Below are 13,841 nucleotides of genomic sequence, written 5' to 3'. Positions count from 1 at the left end.
CCGAGACGGAAGCGGGATGGATCGGCCATCCAACCCGTCACGGGTGCCCGCGTGCAAATCCTGTGTACCGCCCGTACGGCACCTGTAACGCTTCCGCGACGCTTCTTTCGCAGACGGTCACGGAACGGGCACCGAGCTTGACGTGTCAGTGCCCTCGGGCAGACTTGGCCGGGAATGAGCCAATCGATCACCGAACACCGGCCGATCAACGGGCAGATCACACATTCGATCACGACAATCGAGTCATCGAGTAACGGACCGCGGGGGCGACCAGCCGCTTCCGCCGCGCCGATGGGGGACGCAGAAGATGAGCCAGGACGGCGCACAGGGCCGGTACGCGGGGCGTGCGGTAGCCGGCGGCCGCTACCAGCTGCGTGATCTGCTCGGCGAGGGCGGCATGGCCTCGGTCCACCTCGCGTACGACTCGGTGCTCGACCGCCAGGTCGCGATCAAGACCCTGCACACCGAACTCGGCCGCGAGCAGGCCTTCCGCGAGCGGTTCCGCCGCGAGGCCCAGTCGGTGGCGAAGCTCACGCACACGAACATCGTCTCGGTCTTCGACACCGGCGAGGACGTCCTGGACGGCATGACGACGCCGTACATCGTCATGGAGTACGTCGAGGGCCGCCCGCTCGGCTCCGTGCTCGACCAGGACATCGCGCAGTACGGCGCCATGCCCGCCGACAAGGCGCTCAAGATCACCGCGGATGTGCTGGCCGCCCTGGAGATCAGCCACGAGATGGGCCTGGTCCACCGGGACATCAAGCCGGGCAACGTGATGATGACGAAGCGCAACGTCGTCAAGGTGATGGACTTCGGCATCGCCCGCGCCATGCAGTCCGGCGTCACCTCGATGACCCAGACCGGCATGGTCGTCGGCACCCCGCAGTACCTCTCCCCGGAGCAGGCCCTCGGCAGAGGCGTGGACGCCAGGTCCGACCTGTACTCCGTCGGCATCATGCTGTTCCAACTCACCACCGGGCGGCTTCCGTTCGAGGCGGACTCGCCGCTGGCCATCGCGTACGCGCATGTGCAGGAGCAGCCGGTCGCGCCCTCCTCGGTGAACCGCTCACTGCCCCCGGCCGTGGACGCGCTGGTCGCCCGCGCACTGAAGAAGAACCCGAACGAGCGGTTTCCCAGCGCCGAGGCGATGCGCGACGAGTGCCTGCGCGTGGCCCAGTCGCTGCACTCCGCCGCGCCGAGCATCGTGCCGGGCGCCCAGACATCGAGCGGCGCGGGTGTCGCGTCCGCGGTCTTCCCGCCCGTCGACCAGGCTGCTCCGGCACCGGGTCCGCTCCAGACGCCGTACCAGCCGGGTGCCTACGGTCCGCCGACCCCGGCGCCCACTCCGCCGTCCACACCGCAGCCGGCTCCGTCGTACGGCTATCCGCAACAGGGCGGCTACCTGACGCCGCCGCAGACCTCGGCGTACTCCCCGCAGCCGGGCATCTCGACCCCGCCGCCGTACAACCTGGCGCCCCAGCACCCGACTCCTCACCTGGGCAGTTCCGGGGGCGGCCGCAAGAACAACAAGGGAGTCGTCGTCGGCTCGATCGTGGTCGCGCTCGTCGCGATCGGCGGCCTGCTCACCGCACTCGCCCTGAACAACAAGGGTGACGACACCGGGGGCGGTACCGATCCCAGCCAGTCGGCGTCCGTGGTGGCGGGGCACAAGGGTCCGGACACGACGAAGACGATCGAGACGGAGAAGTGCACGGAGCCGGAGGAGTCGTACAACGACGAGAAGAAAATCCGGATCCCGGACTTCTCCTACAAGTACATCCAGTCGGTGAAGTCCTGCTTCCAGGCCGCGGGTTGGCAGATGACGATCAAGTACGTCAATGAGAACACCTACGGCGAGGGCACGGTCATGGACCAGTTCCCCTCCGACGGCACCGATGTCGACCCGCAGGACATGCCCGAGATCGAGCTCAGCGTGTCGACCGGCGACCCGTCCTGATCCGCGTCCGGATCGGCTCGGCGATCCGCCTCTGACAAGCGAGGGGCCCGGCACTTTCGTGCCGGGCCCGTTTCGTTGTCCAGGTACCGCCGGGGCTGCAACTACCGCCGGGACTACAGGTACGGCCCGCCCGAGCGGCCGCCCGTGCGGGGGTCCTCGTCCTCCTCGGCACCGCCGACTCCCGGCGGGAGGGCGCGGCGCATCGACTCCAGTTGGGCCCTGGCCGCCATCTGCTGGGCGAACAGGGTCGTCTGGATCCCGTGGAAGAGACCCTCGAGCCAGCCCACCAACTGTGCCTGTGCGATGCGCAGTTCGGCGTCGGAGGGGATCCCCTCGTCGGTGAACGGAAGGGAGAGGCGCTCCAGTTCGTCGACGAGGTCGGGGGCGAGGCCGTCCTCCAGCTCCTTCACGGAGCTCGCGTGGATCTCCTTGAGCCTGACCCGGCTGGCTTCATCGAGAGGTGCGGCGCGCACTTCCTCAAGGAGCTGCTTGATCATGCTGCCGATCCGCATCACCTTGGCGGGCTGTTCCACCATCTCCGTCACCGGGACCTCACGGGAGTCCTCGTCTCCGGTGCCACCGAGAGCCATACCGTCCTGGCCTACGACCAGGATCTGAGGGTTCTCCGGCGACCTTTCGTTCCTCGGCATCTCCATGTCGTCCATTGTCTACCACCCGTGCTCCGCCGAGATGCCGGGGCAATGGGAGCGTGTGAGGCTTGACCCATTGATCATGGGACTCCTCACCGGGAGGGGGTCACCGGCGTGACTCCATGGCTCCGTGCGGTGCGTGTGGTGCGTACGCCGCGTGCGCCGTGCGTGGTGGGACTGCTGCTGGTCCTGGCGACCGGGGGCGCGCACTCTTCGTACGCCGCCCCCAGGTCCGCGTCGTACGTCACCTCGTGCGCCGTCTCGTATGCCGCCTCCTACGCCGACGAGCCCAGCGCCGATGCCTCCCGTGCGGGGAGCCGTCCGGGAGAGGGCCGTGAGCGACCCGGGCGTGAGGAGCCGACGGGGCGGTCGGAGGGCGAGGCCGCGGAGCCGGACCACGACCCCGCCGCCCCCGACAGCGCGGCGGCGAGCGCCGCCTCCGAGCCGTCGCCGGACGCCGCGGTCCCCGTACGGCAGAGCGTCGTCCGCCCCGGGACCGACCCGGAACCCGTACTCCGGATCGTGCCCCTGGGCAGCGGCCTGATCCTGATCGGCCTGGGCCTGGGTCTGGCGTTCCTGGCCCTGCGGGTACGGCGCGGCTGAAACCGCTCGGGCTACGCGCTCCCTAGGGAGCGACAAGCAGCACCTTTCCGATGTGCCCGCTCTCCTCCAGTACCCGGTGTCCCTCCGCCGCGTCGTTCATCGGCAGCTCGCGGTCGACGATCGGGCGTACGTGGCCGGAGGCGATCAGCGGCCAGACGTGCTCGCGTACGGCCGCGACGATCGCCGCCTTCTCCTCGACCGGGCGGATGCGCAGCGAGGTCGCGGTGACGGCGGCGCGCTTGCCGAGGAGGGTGGCGATGTTCAGCTCGCCCTTGATGCCGCCCTGCATTCCGATGATCGCGAGCCGTCCGTTGACGGCGAGTGCGCGGACGTTCCGGTCCAGGTACTTGGCGCCCATGTTGTCGAGGATGACGTCGGCGCCGGCGCCGTCCGTGGCGCGCTCGATCTCCTCGACGAAGTCCTGCTCGCGGTAGTTGATGAGGATGTCCGCGCCCAGCTCGGCGCAGAAGTCGAGCTTCTCCTTGGTGCCGGCCGTGACCGCGACCTTCGCGCCGACGGCCTTCGCCAGCTGGATCGCCATGGTGCCGATGCCGCTGGAGCCGCCGTGCACGAGCAGGGTCTCGCCGGGGCGCAGGTGCGACACCATGAAGACGTTCGACCAGACGGTGCAGGTCACCTCGGGCAGCGCGGCCGCCCGCCGGAGGTCCAGGCCCTCGGGCACGGGCAGCAGCTGACCGGCCGGAACGGCGACCTTCTCGGCGTATCCGCCGCCCGCGAGCAGCGCGCACACCTCGTCGCCGACCGTCCACCCCGAGACTCCGGGGCCGATCGCGGCGATGCGTCCCGCGCACTCGAGACCGGGGTACGGGGACGCGCCGGGCGGCGGGTTGTAGAAGCCCTGCCGTTGCAGCAGGTCGGCGCGGTTGACGGCGCTGGCCACCACCTCGACCAGCACTTCGCCCTCGCCGGGCACCGGATCCGGGACCTCGTCCCACACCAGCGCCTCGGGCCCACCAGGTTCAGGAATCGTGATCGCGTACATGAGGGGGACGCTACTCCTCGCGGTAATTGGGATGCGCGGGTCCTCCGGGAGAGGCACGGTGGAGGCAAAGGAACCGTAAAGGCTCAGAGGGCGTGAAGACGGACGGCTGCGCGAATTGGTCCCGCCGGGGGCGATGAGTTCGCGTCACGGCGGCGGTCTTCCTTGCGTAACCCCGTACGCGGAAGGACACCGAGACATGAGCGCACAGAGCGCACCGTCGTCCGGCCTGGCGATCGAGACCGCCGGTCTGGTGAAGACGTTCGGCGACACCCGGGCCGTGGACGGCGTAGACCTCGCCGTGCCCACCGGCACGGTCTACGGCGTCCTCGGGCCGAACGGCGCCGGCAAGACGACCACCGTGAAGATGCTGGCCACCCTGCTGCGCCCCGACGGCGGCCAGGCGCACGTCTTCGGCCATGACGTCGTACGGGAGGCGGACCGGGTACGCAGCAGGGTCAGCCTCACCGGCCAGTACGCGTCCGTGGACGAGGACCTGACCGGCACCGAGAACCTGGTGCTGCTCGGCCGCCTCCTCGGGCACCACAAGCGCGCCGCGGGGATCCGCTCGGAGCAGCTTCTGGAGGCCTTCGGGCTTACCGAAGCGGCCGGCAAGCAGGTCAAGCACTACTCGGGCGGCATGCGGCGGCGTATCGACATCGCCGCGTCCATCCTCAACACCCCCGACCTGCTGTTCCTCGACGAGCCGACCACCGGCCTCGACCCGCGCAGCCGCAATCAGGTGTGGGACATCGTGCGCGCGGTCGTCGCCCAGGGCACCACCGTGCTGCTCACCACGCAGTATCTGGACGAGGCCGACCAACTGGCCTCCAGGATCGCAGTGATCGACAAGGGCAAGGTGATCGCCGAGGGCACGAAGGGCGAGCTGAAGGCGTCCGTCGGAGCCGGTTCCGTACATCTGCGGCTGCGCGATCCGGCGCAGCGCCCGCAGGCGGAGGAGGTGCTGCGCATCGCCCTCGACGCCGAGGTGCAGCTCGAGCCCGATCCGGTGGCGCTGACAGCCCGTGTCGGCGCGGGCGCGAGCAACGGCCGGGGAGCGGCGGAGCAGGCGGCGCGAGCGCTGGCCGAACTGGCCCGCACCGGCGTCGTCGTCGACAACTTCTCGCTGGGGCAGCCGAGCCTGGACGAGGTCTTCCTCGCCCTCACCGGACATGTGACCGACCCCGAGGCTCCCGAGGCCGACGACACGATGGACAAGGAGGCGGCGGTATGAGTACCGCGACGACCACCGAGAGCCAGGATCTCGCCCCGGTCAGCGCCGAATCGCTGGCCGCGCTCCTCATCAGCAAGGACCGGCCGCCGCGGCCCAGTGCCCTGTCGGCGTCGCTGACCTTCGGCTGGCGGGCGATCCTCAAGATCAAGCACGTGCCGGAGCAGCTCTTCGACGTCACCGCGTTCCCGATCATGATGGTGCTGATGTACACGTACCTCTTCGGCGGTGCGCTGGCCGGATCACCCACGGAGTACATCCAGTTCCTGCTGCCGGGCATCCTGGTGATGTCGGTCGTGATGATCACGATGTACACCGGTGTCTCGGTCAACACGGACATCGAGAAGGGCGTCTTCGACCGCTTCCGCACGCTGCCGATCTGGCGGCCGTCGGTGATGGTCGGCTATCTCCTCGGCGACGCCCTGCGCTACACGATGGCCTCGGTGGTGATGCTCGTCGTCGGCGTGATCCTGGGCTACCGCCCGGACGGCGGCGTCATCGGCGTACTCGCCGGTGTCGCGCTGCTGCTGGTCTTCTCGTTCGCGTTCTCGTGGATCTGGACCATGTTCGGACTGCTGCTGCGCACCGAGAAGTCGGTGATGGGCGTCAGCATGATGGTGATCTTCCCGCTGACCTTCCTGTCCAACGTCTTCGTCGACCCGAAGACCATGCCGGGCTGGCTCCAGGCCTTCGTCAACAACAGCCCGATCACCCACCTGTCCTCGGCGGTGCGCGGCCTGATGGCGGGCGACTGGCCGGCCGCGGAGGTCGCCTGGTCACTGGGCTGGGCAGGACTGCTCGTCCTGGTCTTCGGCCCGATCACGATGCGGCTCTACAACCGCAAGTGACAACTGGCGACGGCCGGTTCAGGTGGCTGCCTGTCGAGGTGGCTGCCTGTACTGCTAGTCCATGCGAAGCCGATTGATGTCGGGTGCCTGATGGGTGCCCGGCGTCACTCGCACGATCGTGATGAGCCGGTCCGTCAACTGCAGCGTCCCGACGGCCGGATCGTCGTATCCGAGCACCCGGTGCCCGCGTACGACACTCACCACCAGGTCCTCCGTCTCCCGTACGCCCTTGCCGACCTCGGCCTTTATGACCGGCCGTTCCGCGATGTCGAGCCCGCTGCCCTGCTGGATGAGGTCCTCCATGACCATGCCCGCGGCGGGGCTGAGCACGGAGAGCCCGAGCAGCCGTCCGGCCGCGCTGGCGCTGGTGATGACGGCATCGGCGCCGGACTGGCGCAGCAACGGCGCGTTCTCCTCCTCCCGCACGGCGGCGACGATCTTCGCTCCGCTGTTGAGCTGCCGCGCGGTCAGCGTGACCAGCACGGCCGTGTCGTCCCGCTGCGTGGCGATGATGATCTGCCGCGCCTTGCGCACCTCGGCCCGCATCAGCACTTCGCTGCGCGTCGCGTCCCCGATGACCCCCGCGTACCCGTCGGCCGTCGCCGCGTCGACCACCTTGGAGTTGGGGTCGACGACCACGACCTGCTCCTTCTTCAGCCCGGTCGCACAGACGGTCTCGATGGCCGACCGCCCCTTGGTACCGAAACCGACAACGACGGTGTGATCTCGCAAGGCCGCCCTCCAGCGGTTCTGCCGCCATTCCTCACGGGTGCGCTCCGTGAGGACTTCGAGCGTGGTGCCGACCAGGATGATCAGGAACAGCACGCGCAGCGGCGTGATGACGAAGATGTTGGTGAGCCGGGCGGCGTCGCTGACCGGGGTGATGTCGCCGTATCCGGTGGTGGAGAGGGTGACGGTCGCGTAGTAGAACGCGTCGAGGAAATCGACGGAACCGTCGGAGTTGTCGTTGTAGCCGTCGCGGTCGACCCAGACGATGAACGCCGTGAAGGCGAGCGTGAGCAGGGCCATCGCCATCCGCTTGCCGACCTGACGGATCGGGCGCTCCACGATGCTCTTCGGGAGTTTCACCCGATGCGTCATGAGATGTTCGTCGGCTTGGCGGGCAATCGCGTCATGGCCCGGTTGTTTCACGTGAAACACGCCCCGATTCCTGACATCACCCAGGGCAGGTCGAGGAGTTCCAGCTCCTCACCCGGGCGGGCACCGCCGGGCGGTACGACCGCGAGGGCATCGGCCGCCGCGATGCCACGGAGCATCGCGGGGCCGTTGTAGTGCAGCGGCACGGCCCGGTCGCCGCGCAGGACGACGGGGACGAGCCGGGTGTCGTACGGGTGCCCGTGCACGGCGTCCTTGAGGGGCAGCGTGTACGGCTCCGGCGCCGCACGTCCGGCGAGGACCCGCAGCAGGGGCTCGGCGAGCGTGAGCAGGCCGGAGACGGCCGCCAGGGGGTTGCCCGGCAGGCCGACGAGGTGCTGGTTCTCCTTGGTGCGGGCCAGCAGCATGGGGTGGCCCGGGCGCACCTTGACGCCGTCGACGAGGAGTTCGGCGCCGATGCGCCGCAGGGTGGGGTGGACGTGGTCGACGGGGCCGGCCGCGGTACCGCCGGTGGTGATGATCAGGTCGGCTCCGGAGCCGGTGATGGCCCGGTGCAGGGCCTTGGCGTCGTCACCGAGCCTGCGGACCGCGACGACCTCGGCGCCGAGCGCACGCAGCCAGGGCGGCAGCATCGGGCCGAGCGCGTCCCGGATCAGCCCTTCCTGGGGCAGCCCCTCGGTGAGCAACTCGTCGCCGAGCACGAGGACTTCGACACGCGGCCGGGGGACGGCGGCGAGTGTGTCGTACCCGGCGGCCGCCGCGAGGCCCAGTACAGCGGGCGTGACCAGCGCGCCGACCGGCAGCAACTGGTCGCCGCTGCGGCACTCCTGGCCGCGCGGGCGGATGTCCTGCCCGTGCACGACGCTCGACGTCCCCCCTGAGCGGGCGGAGCCGGAGCCCTGGGGGAGGGCCGCGTGCAGCCGCCCCTTGTCGTCGATACGCCCGTGCTCACTGCGCAGTACGGCGGTGGCGTCCTGCGGGACGCGCGCCCCGGTGGCGATCCGCACCGCCTCACCGTCGGTGAGCGCCTCCGGCTGCGCCTGCCCGGCGAGCACGCCTTCCTCGCGTACGTCCCAGGGGCCGGGCCCGGCGACCGCCCAGCCGTCCATCGCCGAGGTGTCGAAGGAGGGGAGGTCCGTGAGCGCGGTGAGCGGGGCGGCGATGACCAGGCCGAGGGAGGCTTCCAGGGTTACGGAGACGGGGGTGGGGCGGGGGACCGAACGGGCGGCTCGCTCGGCGAGGGCGCGGGCCTGGGGCCAGGGGGTGGCCTTGTGGCTTACGCCGTGGCCGCCGCCTCCGTGGCTGCCCGCGCCGCGGTCGCCGTGGCCGCTGTCGGTGGCGTGCCCTTGGGGCTCGCCCTGTGGGGTGGGCACGGGGGTCGATGACGTACCGGACCCGCCCCGGGCATCGGCGCCGGCCCCGGAGCCCGGTTCGCCGGAGGCCCTGGCGCTGTCGCCCTTGACCAGCGCCAGCGCCTCCTCCACATCGAAGTCGTCGGCGTCCTGGCTGTCCCGGATACCGCGCGCGGCGGTCATCCGGCGTCCGGCCGGGCGTCGGAGCCTGCGCCGGGTGCGGATCCTCCCGCGGGGCCCGCGTCCGGTTTGGCGTCGGCGGCGTCCTCGTCGGCCCAGCGGAGTGCGAGCGCAGCGGCCTTGCGGGAGGCCTCGGCCACCGCCTCGGGGCCGCCCTGGGCCCGCCCGGCCGCGTACCCCACTAGGAACGTGGTCAGCGGCGCGGCGGGCCGGGCCACACCGTGCGCGGCGTCGCGGGCCAGGTCGAGGAGGATGGTGGTGTCGACGTCCAGGTCGATGCCCAGTTCGTCCTTGACTGCGGTAATCCATTCATCCAACACGTGCCCATGCTCCCTGATACGTGCCCGGGCGACGGCGATGTCGTCCCAGGTGTCGCAGTCGAAGGACGCGACGGGGTCGGAGATCCGGATGAGGTCGAGCGCGGCTGTGAGCCGCCGGAGCGGCAGCCCGGTCAGACCGCCGCCCGCGGCGGAGCCGGCGTTGGATGCAGCGGCGAGTGAGTCCAGCTCCCGCCGCAGTGCCCGCACTCGGTACGCGGCCACGAGCGGCTGGTCCTTGCCGCCGGAGTCGACGAGCAGGACGCCGTCGGGGCCGCTCAACTCCCCTTCGGTGTCTGCCGGGTTCCCTGCGCCGGTGTTCGCACGCAGGGCTTCCAGCAGCCGCCGTACCGTGCCGTTGTCCAGGAACGGCAGGTCGGCGGAGAGCACGACGACGTACTCCGCGGTGGTGTGCCGAAGCCCGGCGTCCAGGGCGGCCAGCGGCCCTCCGCCCGGCGGGTCCTCACGGGCCCAGAGCACGGGCCGCGCGGTCGCGCGCCGCTCGGCCACGACCACCGTGGTGGCGGCGCCCGCGCAGGCGGTCAGCACCCGGTCGAGGAGCGCCCGGCCGCCCACGCGCACACCGGGCTTGTCGGCGCCACCGAGCCTCCGCGCGGCGCCGCCCGCGAGCACGACGGCGTCGTACGGGAGACCTGTGGCGGGGTCGCCCGGGGTCTCGTACGCGTTCATCCCCCGAGTATGAGCGCCCGAAGGATCATTGCCATCCCCCTGGACAGCATGTGGACGCGGTGGTCACAAGGTCCGCAGCAGCACCGCCGGCTGTTCCACGCAGTCCGCCACATAGCGCAGGAAGCCGCCCGCCGTGCCGCCGTCGCACACCCGGTGGTCGAAGGTGAGCGAGAGCTGCACGACCTGCCGCACGGCCAGCTCGCCCTGGTGCACCCAGGGCTTGGGGACGATCCGGCCGACGCCCAGCATGGCCGCCTCGGGGTGGTTGATGATCGGCGTGGAGCCGTCGACACCGAACACGCCGTAGTTGTTCAACGTGAAGGTGCCGCCCGTGAGATCCCTGGGCGTCAGCGTCCCGGTCCGCGCGGCCTCGGTCAGCCGCGCGAACTCCGCGCTCAGCGACTCCGCGCCGCGCGCGTGCGCGTCCCGTACGACGGGGACGACGAGCCCTCGCTCGGTCTGCGCCGCGAACCCCAGGTGCACCTGGTCGAGCCGGACGATCTCGCGGGCCTCCATGTCGACCGTCGAGTTCAGCTCCGGGTGGCGGGCCAGCGCGGCGGTGCAGATCCGGGCGAGCAGCGCGAGGAGGGAGATCTTCGGGCTGCCGGCGGAATTCATCGCCGCGCGCGCGTGCATGAGTTCCGTGGCGTCGGCGTCCACCCAGCAGGTCGCGTCGGGTATCTCCCGACGGCTGCGGGAGAGCTTGTCGGCGACTGCTCCGCGGATGCCTCGCAGGGGGATGCGAGTGCCCTGCGGGGCGGCCCCGCCGAGCGCGGTCGCGGGCTGGTGCCGGGACTGGGCCAGGGGTGCGCCGATGGGCGCGACGGCCCCGTGGCCGACGGCCGGAGCCCTGAGGGGTTCCGCGACAGCGGGTGTCCGCACCTGACCGGTCGCCGCCGCACGCAGCGCGTACTCGACATCCGCCCGCAGGATCAGCCCGTCGGGCCCGGAGCCCTCCAACTCCCGCAGATCCACGCCGTTCTCACGCGCGAGCCGCCGTACGAGCGGGGAGATGACCGGCACGGGACCGTCCGCGATCACCGCCACGCCACTGCGACCGCCGTCGGCCGGGCGGTCGTGGCCATCCCTGCCCGGGGCGTGCCGGCCGTCGGCGACCGGGTGGTCCCCGGCGCCGGAACGCACGGCAGGACCGTCCCCGGCACGTGCGAACTCACGCACTCCGTTCGGGGCGGCCACCACGCTTCCGGCATCCGCCGAAGCGCCCGGCCGCGCAGTCGTCGGGGTCCCAGGCGCCCCGGATGCGGGGGCACCCGTCACGCTCGACTGCCGCACCCTCCCGCGCCGCGCCGGAGGTGCCGCGGTGCCGTACCCCACCAGCACGTTCCCGGATCCCTCGTCGCCCTCGCCGGAGGCGGCCTCGCCCACGGCGACCGTCAGGAGCGGCTCCCCCACGGGCAGTTCCGCGCCCTCCTCGCCGAAGCGGGCGGTGACCACACCGCCGTACGGGCAGGGCACGTCGACCATCGCCTTGGCCGTCTCGACCTCGACGACGGTCTGGTCGACGGCGACGACGTCTCCGACTTCCACGAGCCAGCGGACGATCGTCGCCTCGGTGAGCCCCTCCCCGAGGTCGGGAAGCCTGAACTCCAGGACCTGCGCCATCAGCTCTCCGCCTCCCATTGCAGACGCCCCACGGCGTCCAGGATCCGGTCGACGCCAGGCAGGTGGTGCCGCTCCAGCATCGGCGGCGGGTACGGGATGTCGAAGCCGGCCACGCGCAGCACCGGTGCTTCCAGGTGGTGGAAGCAGCGCTCGGTGATGCGTGCGGCGATCTCCCCGCCCGGCCCGCCGTACCCACCCGACTCGTGTACGACAACAGCGCGTCCGGTCCGCCGTACCGAAGCCGAGACCGTCTCGTCGTCGAACGGCACCAGGGAGCGCAGGTCGACGACTTCGAGGTCCCAGCCCTCGGCCCGCGCCGCCTCGGCGGCTTCGAGGCAGACGGGCACGGACGGCCCGTACGTGATGAGTGTGGCGCTCCGGCCGGAGCGCCGCACCATCGCGCGGCCTATCGGTTGAACGGCCGGCGGCTCGTCCGGGTTCCAGGAATCCTTCGACCAGTACAGCCGTTTGGGCTCCAGGAAGACGACCGGGTCGTCGGAGGCGATGGCGGCGCGCAGCAGACCGTAGGCATCGGCCACCGTCGCGGGCGTGACGACATGGAGCCCCGGAGTCGCCATGTAGTACGCCTCGGAGGAGTCGCTGTGGTGCTCGACGCCGCCGATGCCACCGCCGTACGGGACACGGATCGTGATCGGCAGCGGCATGGCGCCCCTGGTGCGGTTGCGCATCTTCGCGACATGGCTGATCAGCTGCTCGAACGCCGGGTAGGCGAAGGCGTCGAACTGCATTTCCACGACCGGCCGCAGTCCGTACATGGCCATGCCGACGGCTGTCCCGAGGATGCCCGCCTCGGCCAGCGGCGTGTCCGTGACGCGGTCCTCGCCGAACTCCTTGGCGAGCCCATCGGTGACCCGGAAGACGCCGCCCAGGGCGCCGACGTCCTCGCCCATCACGTGGACGGACGGGTCGGCGGCCATGGCGTCGCGCAGCGCCCGCCCGAGGGCCTGCGCCATGGTCGCCGGTTTCAGGGCAACGGTCGTCATCGCCCGGCTCCTTCCGAGCCGTGTGCCTCGGCCGCCAGCTCCGCGCGCAGTTGCGCCTCCTGCTCACGCAGTTGCGGTGTGGGCTCGGCATACACATGGGCGAACAGGTCCATGGGGTCGAGCACCGCGTCCTGGTTCATGCGCTCACGCAGATCCGCGGCCATCGTCTCGGCGTCCTCGCGCGCGGCCCGCACGGCGTCGTCGTCGAGCAGCCCGCGCTCGGTCAACTCGTGCTCCAGGAGCGCGATCGGGTCGTGCGCGCGCCAGGTCTCGACCTCGGCGTCGCCGCGGTAGCGGGTCGCGTCGTCGGCGTTGGTGTGGGCGTCGATGCGGTACGTCACCGCCTCGACCAGCGTCGGACCGCCCCCCGCGCGCGCGTGGCGGACGGCTTCGCTCAGCACCTCGTGCACGGCCGCCGCGTCGTTGCCGTCCACCAGGCGGCCCGGCATCCCGTAGCCGACGGCCTTGTGGGCCAGCGACGGGGCGGCGGTCTGCTTGGCGAGCGGTACGGAGATGGCGAAGCCATTGTTCTGGACGAGGAAGACGACCGGGGCCTGCCATACGGCGGCGAAGTTCAGTGCCTCGTGGAAGTCGCCCTCGCTGGTGCCGCCGTCGCCGACCATCGCGAGCGCGACCACGTCGTCGCCCTTGAGGCGGGCGGCGTGCGCGAGGCCCACGGCGTGCGGGAGCTGGGTCGCGAGGGGGGTGCTCAGGGGCGCGATCCGGTGCTCGCGGGGGTCGTAGCCGGTGTGCCAGTCGCCGCGCAGCAGGGTGAGCGCCTGGACCGGGTCGAGGCCGCGGGCGACGGCGGCGAGGGTGTCGCGGTAGCTGGGGAAGAGCCAGTCACGGTCCTCCAGGACGAGCGCGGCGGCGACCTCGCAGGCCTCCTGGCCGGTGCTGGAGGGGTACACGGCGAGGCGGCCCTGCTTGGTGAGGGCGGTGGCCTGCGTGTTGTAGCGGCGGCCGCGCACCAGCTCCGCGTACAGCCGGCGCAGCAGGCCCGGGTCGGCCTGCGCGGCCGCCTCGGTGCCGAGCACGCGGTACGGCAGCGCGTCGGGCAGCAGCGGCGCGGGGTCGGTGCGGGGCTGCCAGGCCGGCGGCGGCGTTGGCCGGTAAGCGCCTCGCTGCTCCATGACCGTCATGACGGCACCTCCTCGGGGGAGACGGCTTCAGGCGCGTCACGGTTGTGATGCGCCTCACCTACCGATTGTTCGGTCGTCGGCACATTTTGGCTACAGACCCCTTCAAGCTGTGGACAAACGGTTCT

General features: G+C 71.3%; 12 protein-coding genes. 4 read left to right on the top strand and 8 right to left on the bottom strand.

The genetic code is table 11. From position 1 onward, the window contains the following. Positions 1-307: 307 nt before the first annotated feature. Positions 308-1,960, top strand: a complete 1,653-nt coding sequence (locus OG219_RS24330; protein ID WP_266829780.1) for a protein kinase — start codon at positions 308-310, stop codon at positions 1,958-1,960. 113 nt (positions 1,961-2,073) lie between these two features. Here OG219_RS24330 and OG219_RS24325 read toward each other — a convergent pair whose 3' ends face one another. After that, positions 2,074-2,616 (bottom strand): bacterial proteasome activator family protein, encoded by a 543-nt coding sequence (locus OG219_RS24325; RefSeq protein ID WP_266829778.1) that lies wholly within the window; start codon positions 2,614-2,616, stop codon positions 2,074-2,076. A 108-nt stretch (positions 2,617-2,724) separates the two neighbouring features. Between OG219_RS24325 and OG219_RS24320 the strand changes: the two genes are divergently transcribed. Continuing rightward, positions 2,725-3,213, top strand: coding sequence for a hypothetical protein (locus OG219_RS24320; protein ID WP_266829776.1), 489 nt, complete (start codon positions 2,725-2,727; stop codon positions 3,211-3,213). A gap of 22 nt (positions 3,214-3,235) precedes the next feature. Here OG219_RS24320 and OG219_RS24315 read toward each other — a convergent pair whose 3' ends face one another. Beyond that, a complete protein-coding gene (locus OG219_RS24315) occupies positions 3,236-4,216 on the bottom strand; it encodes an NAD(P)H-quinone oxidoreductase (RefSeq protein ID WP_266829775.1) in 981 nt (326 codons plus the stop codon). 196 nt (positions 4,217-4,412) lie between these two features. Between OG219_RS24315 and OG219_RS24310 the strand changes: the two genes are divergently transcribed. Beyond that, complete coding sequence (locus OG219_RS24310) at positions 4,413-5,447, top strand: ATP-binding cassette domain-containing protein (RefSeq protein WP_266829773.1); 1,035 nt, start codon at positions 4,413-4,415, stop codon at positions 5,445-5,447. Continuing rightward, positions 5,444-6,292: an ABC transporter permease gene (locus OG219_RS24305; RefSeq protein WP_266829771.1), complete on the top strand. Its 849-nt coding sequence runs from the start codon at positions 5,444-5,446 to the stop codon at positions 6,290-6,292. The genes OG219_RS24310 and OG219_RS24305 overlap by 4 nt, the downstream gene beginning before the upstream one ends. 54 nt (positions 6,293-6,346) lie before the next feature. Here the strand turns inward: OG219_RS24305 and OG219_RS24300 are convergent, their stop codons facing one another. The 6 genes from OG219_RS24300 to pdhA form a co-directional block, all read right to left on the bottom strand. Further along, positions 6,347-7,453, bottom strand: a complete 1,107-nt coding sequence (locus tag OG219_RS24300; protein ID WP_266829769.1) for a TrkA family potassium uptake protein — start codon at positions 7,451-7,453, stop codon at positions 6,347-6,349. After that, a complete protein-coding gene (locus tag OG219_RS24295; RefSeq protein WP_266829767.1) occupies positions 7,441-8,943 on the bottom strand; it encodes a molybdopterin molybdotransferase MoeA in 1,503 nt (500 codons plus the stop codon). The genes OG219_RS24300 and OG219_RS24295 overlap by 13 nt, the downstream gene beginning before the upstream one ends. Continuing rightward, entirely contained in the window at positions 8,940-9,947 is a 1,008-nt protein-coding gene (locus tag OG219_RS24290; protein WP_266829765.1) for a DUF6457 domain-containing protein, read from the bottom strand. The genes OG219_RS24295 and OG219_RS24290 overlap by 4 nt, the downstream gene beginning before the upstream one ends. A gap of 63 nt (positions 9,948-10,010) precedes the next feature. Then, positions 10,011-11,570, bottom strand: a complete 1,560-nt coding sequence (locus OG219_RS24285) for a dihydrolipoamide acetyltransferase family protein (protein WP_266829763.1) — start codon at positions 11,568-11,570, stop codon at positions 10,011-10,013. After that, positions 11,570-12,574 (bottom strand): alpha-ketoacid dehydrogenase subunit beta, encoded by a 1,005-nt coding sequence (locus OG219_RS24280; protein ID WP_266829761.1) that lies wholly within the window; start codon positions 12,572-12,574, stop codon positions 11,570-11,572. Before OG219_RS24280 ends, OG219_RS24285 begins: the two co-directional genes overlap by 1 nt. Then, a complete protein-coding gene (gene pdhA, locus OG219_RS24275; RefSeq protein ID WP_266829759.1) occupies positions 12,571-13,716 on the bottom strand; it encodes a pyruvate dehydrogenase (acetyl-transferring) E1 component subunit alpha in 1,146 nt (381 codons plus the stop codon). The genes OG219_RS24280 and pdhA overlap by 4 nt, the downstream gene beginning before the upstream one ends. Positions 13,717-13,841 lie beyond the last annotated feature (125 nt).

The sequence above is a fragment of the Streptomyces sp. NBC_00038 genome (assembly GCF_026343635.1).
GTDB lineage: Bacteria > Actinomycetota > Actinomycetes > Streptomycetales > Streptomycetaceae > Streptomyces.
Note: the sequence above shows the minus strand (reverse complement) of the source record. Positions and strands in the feature narration are given on the sequence as shown.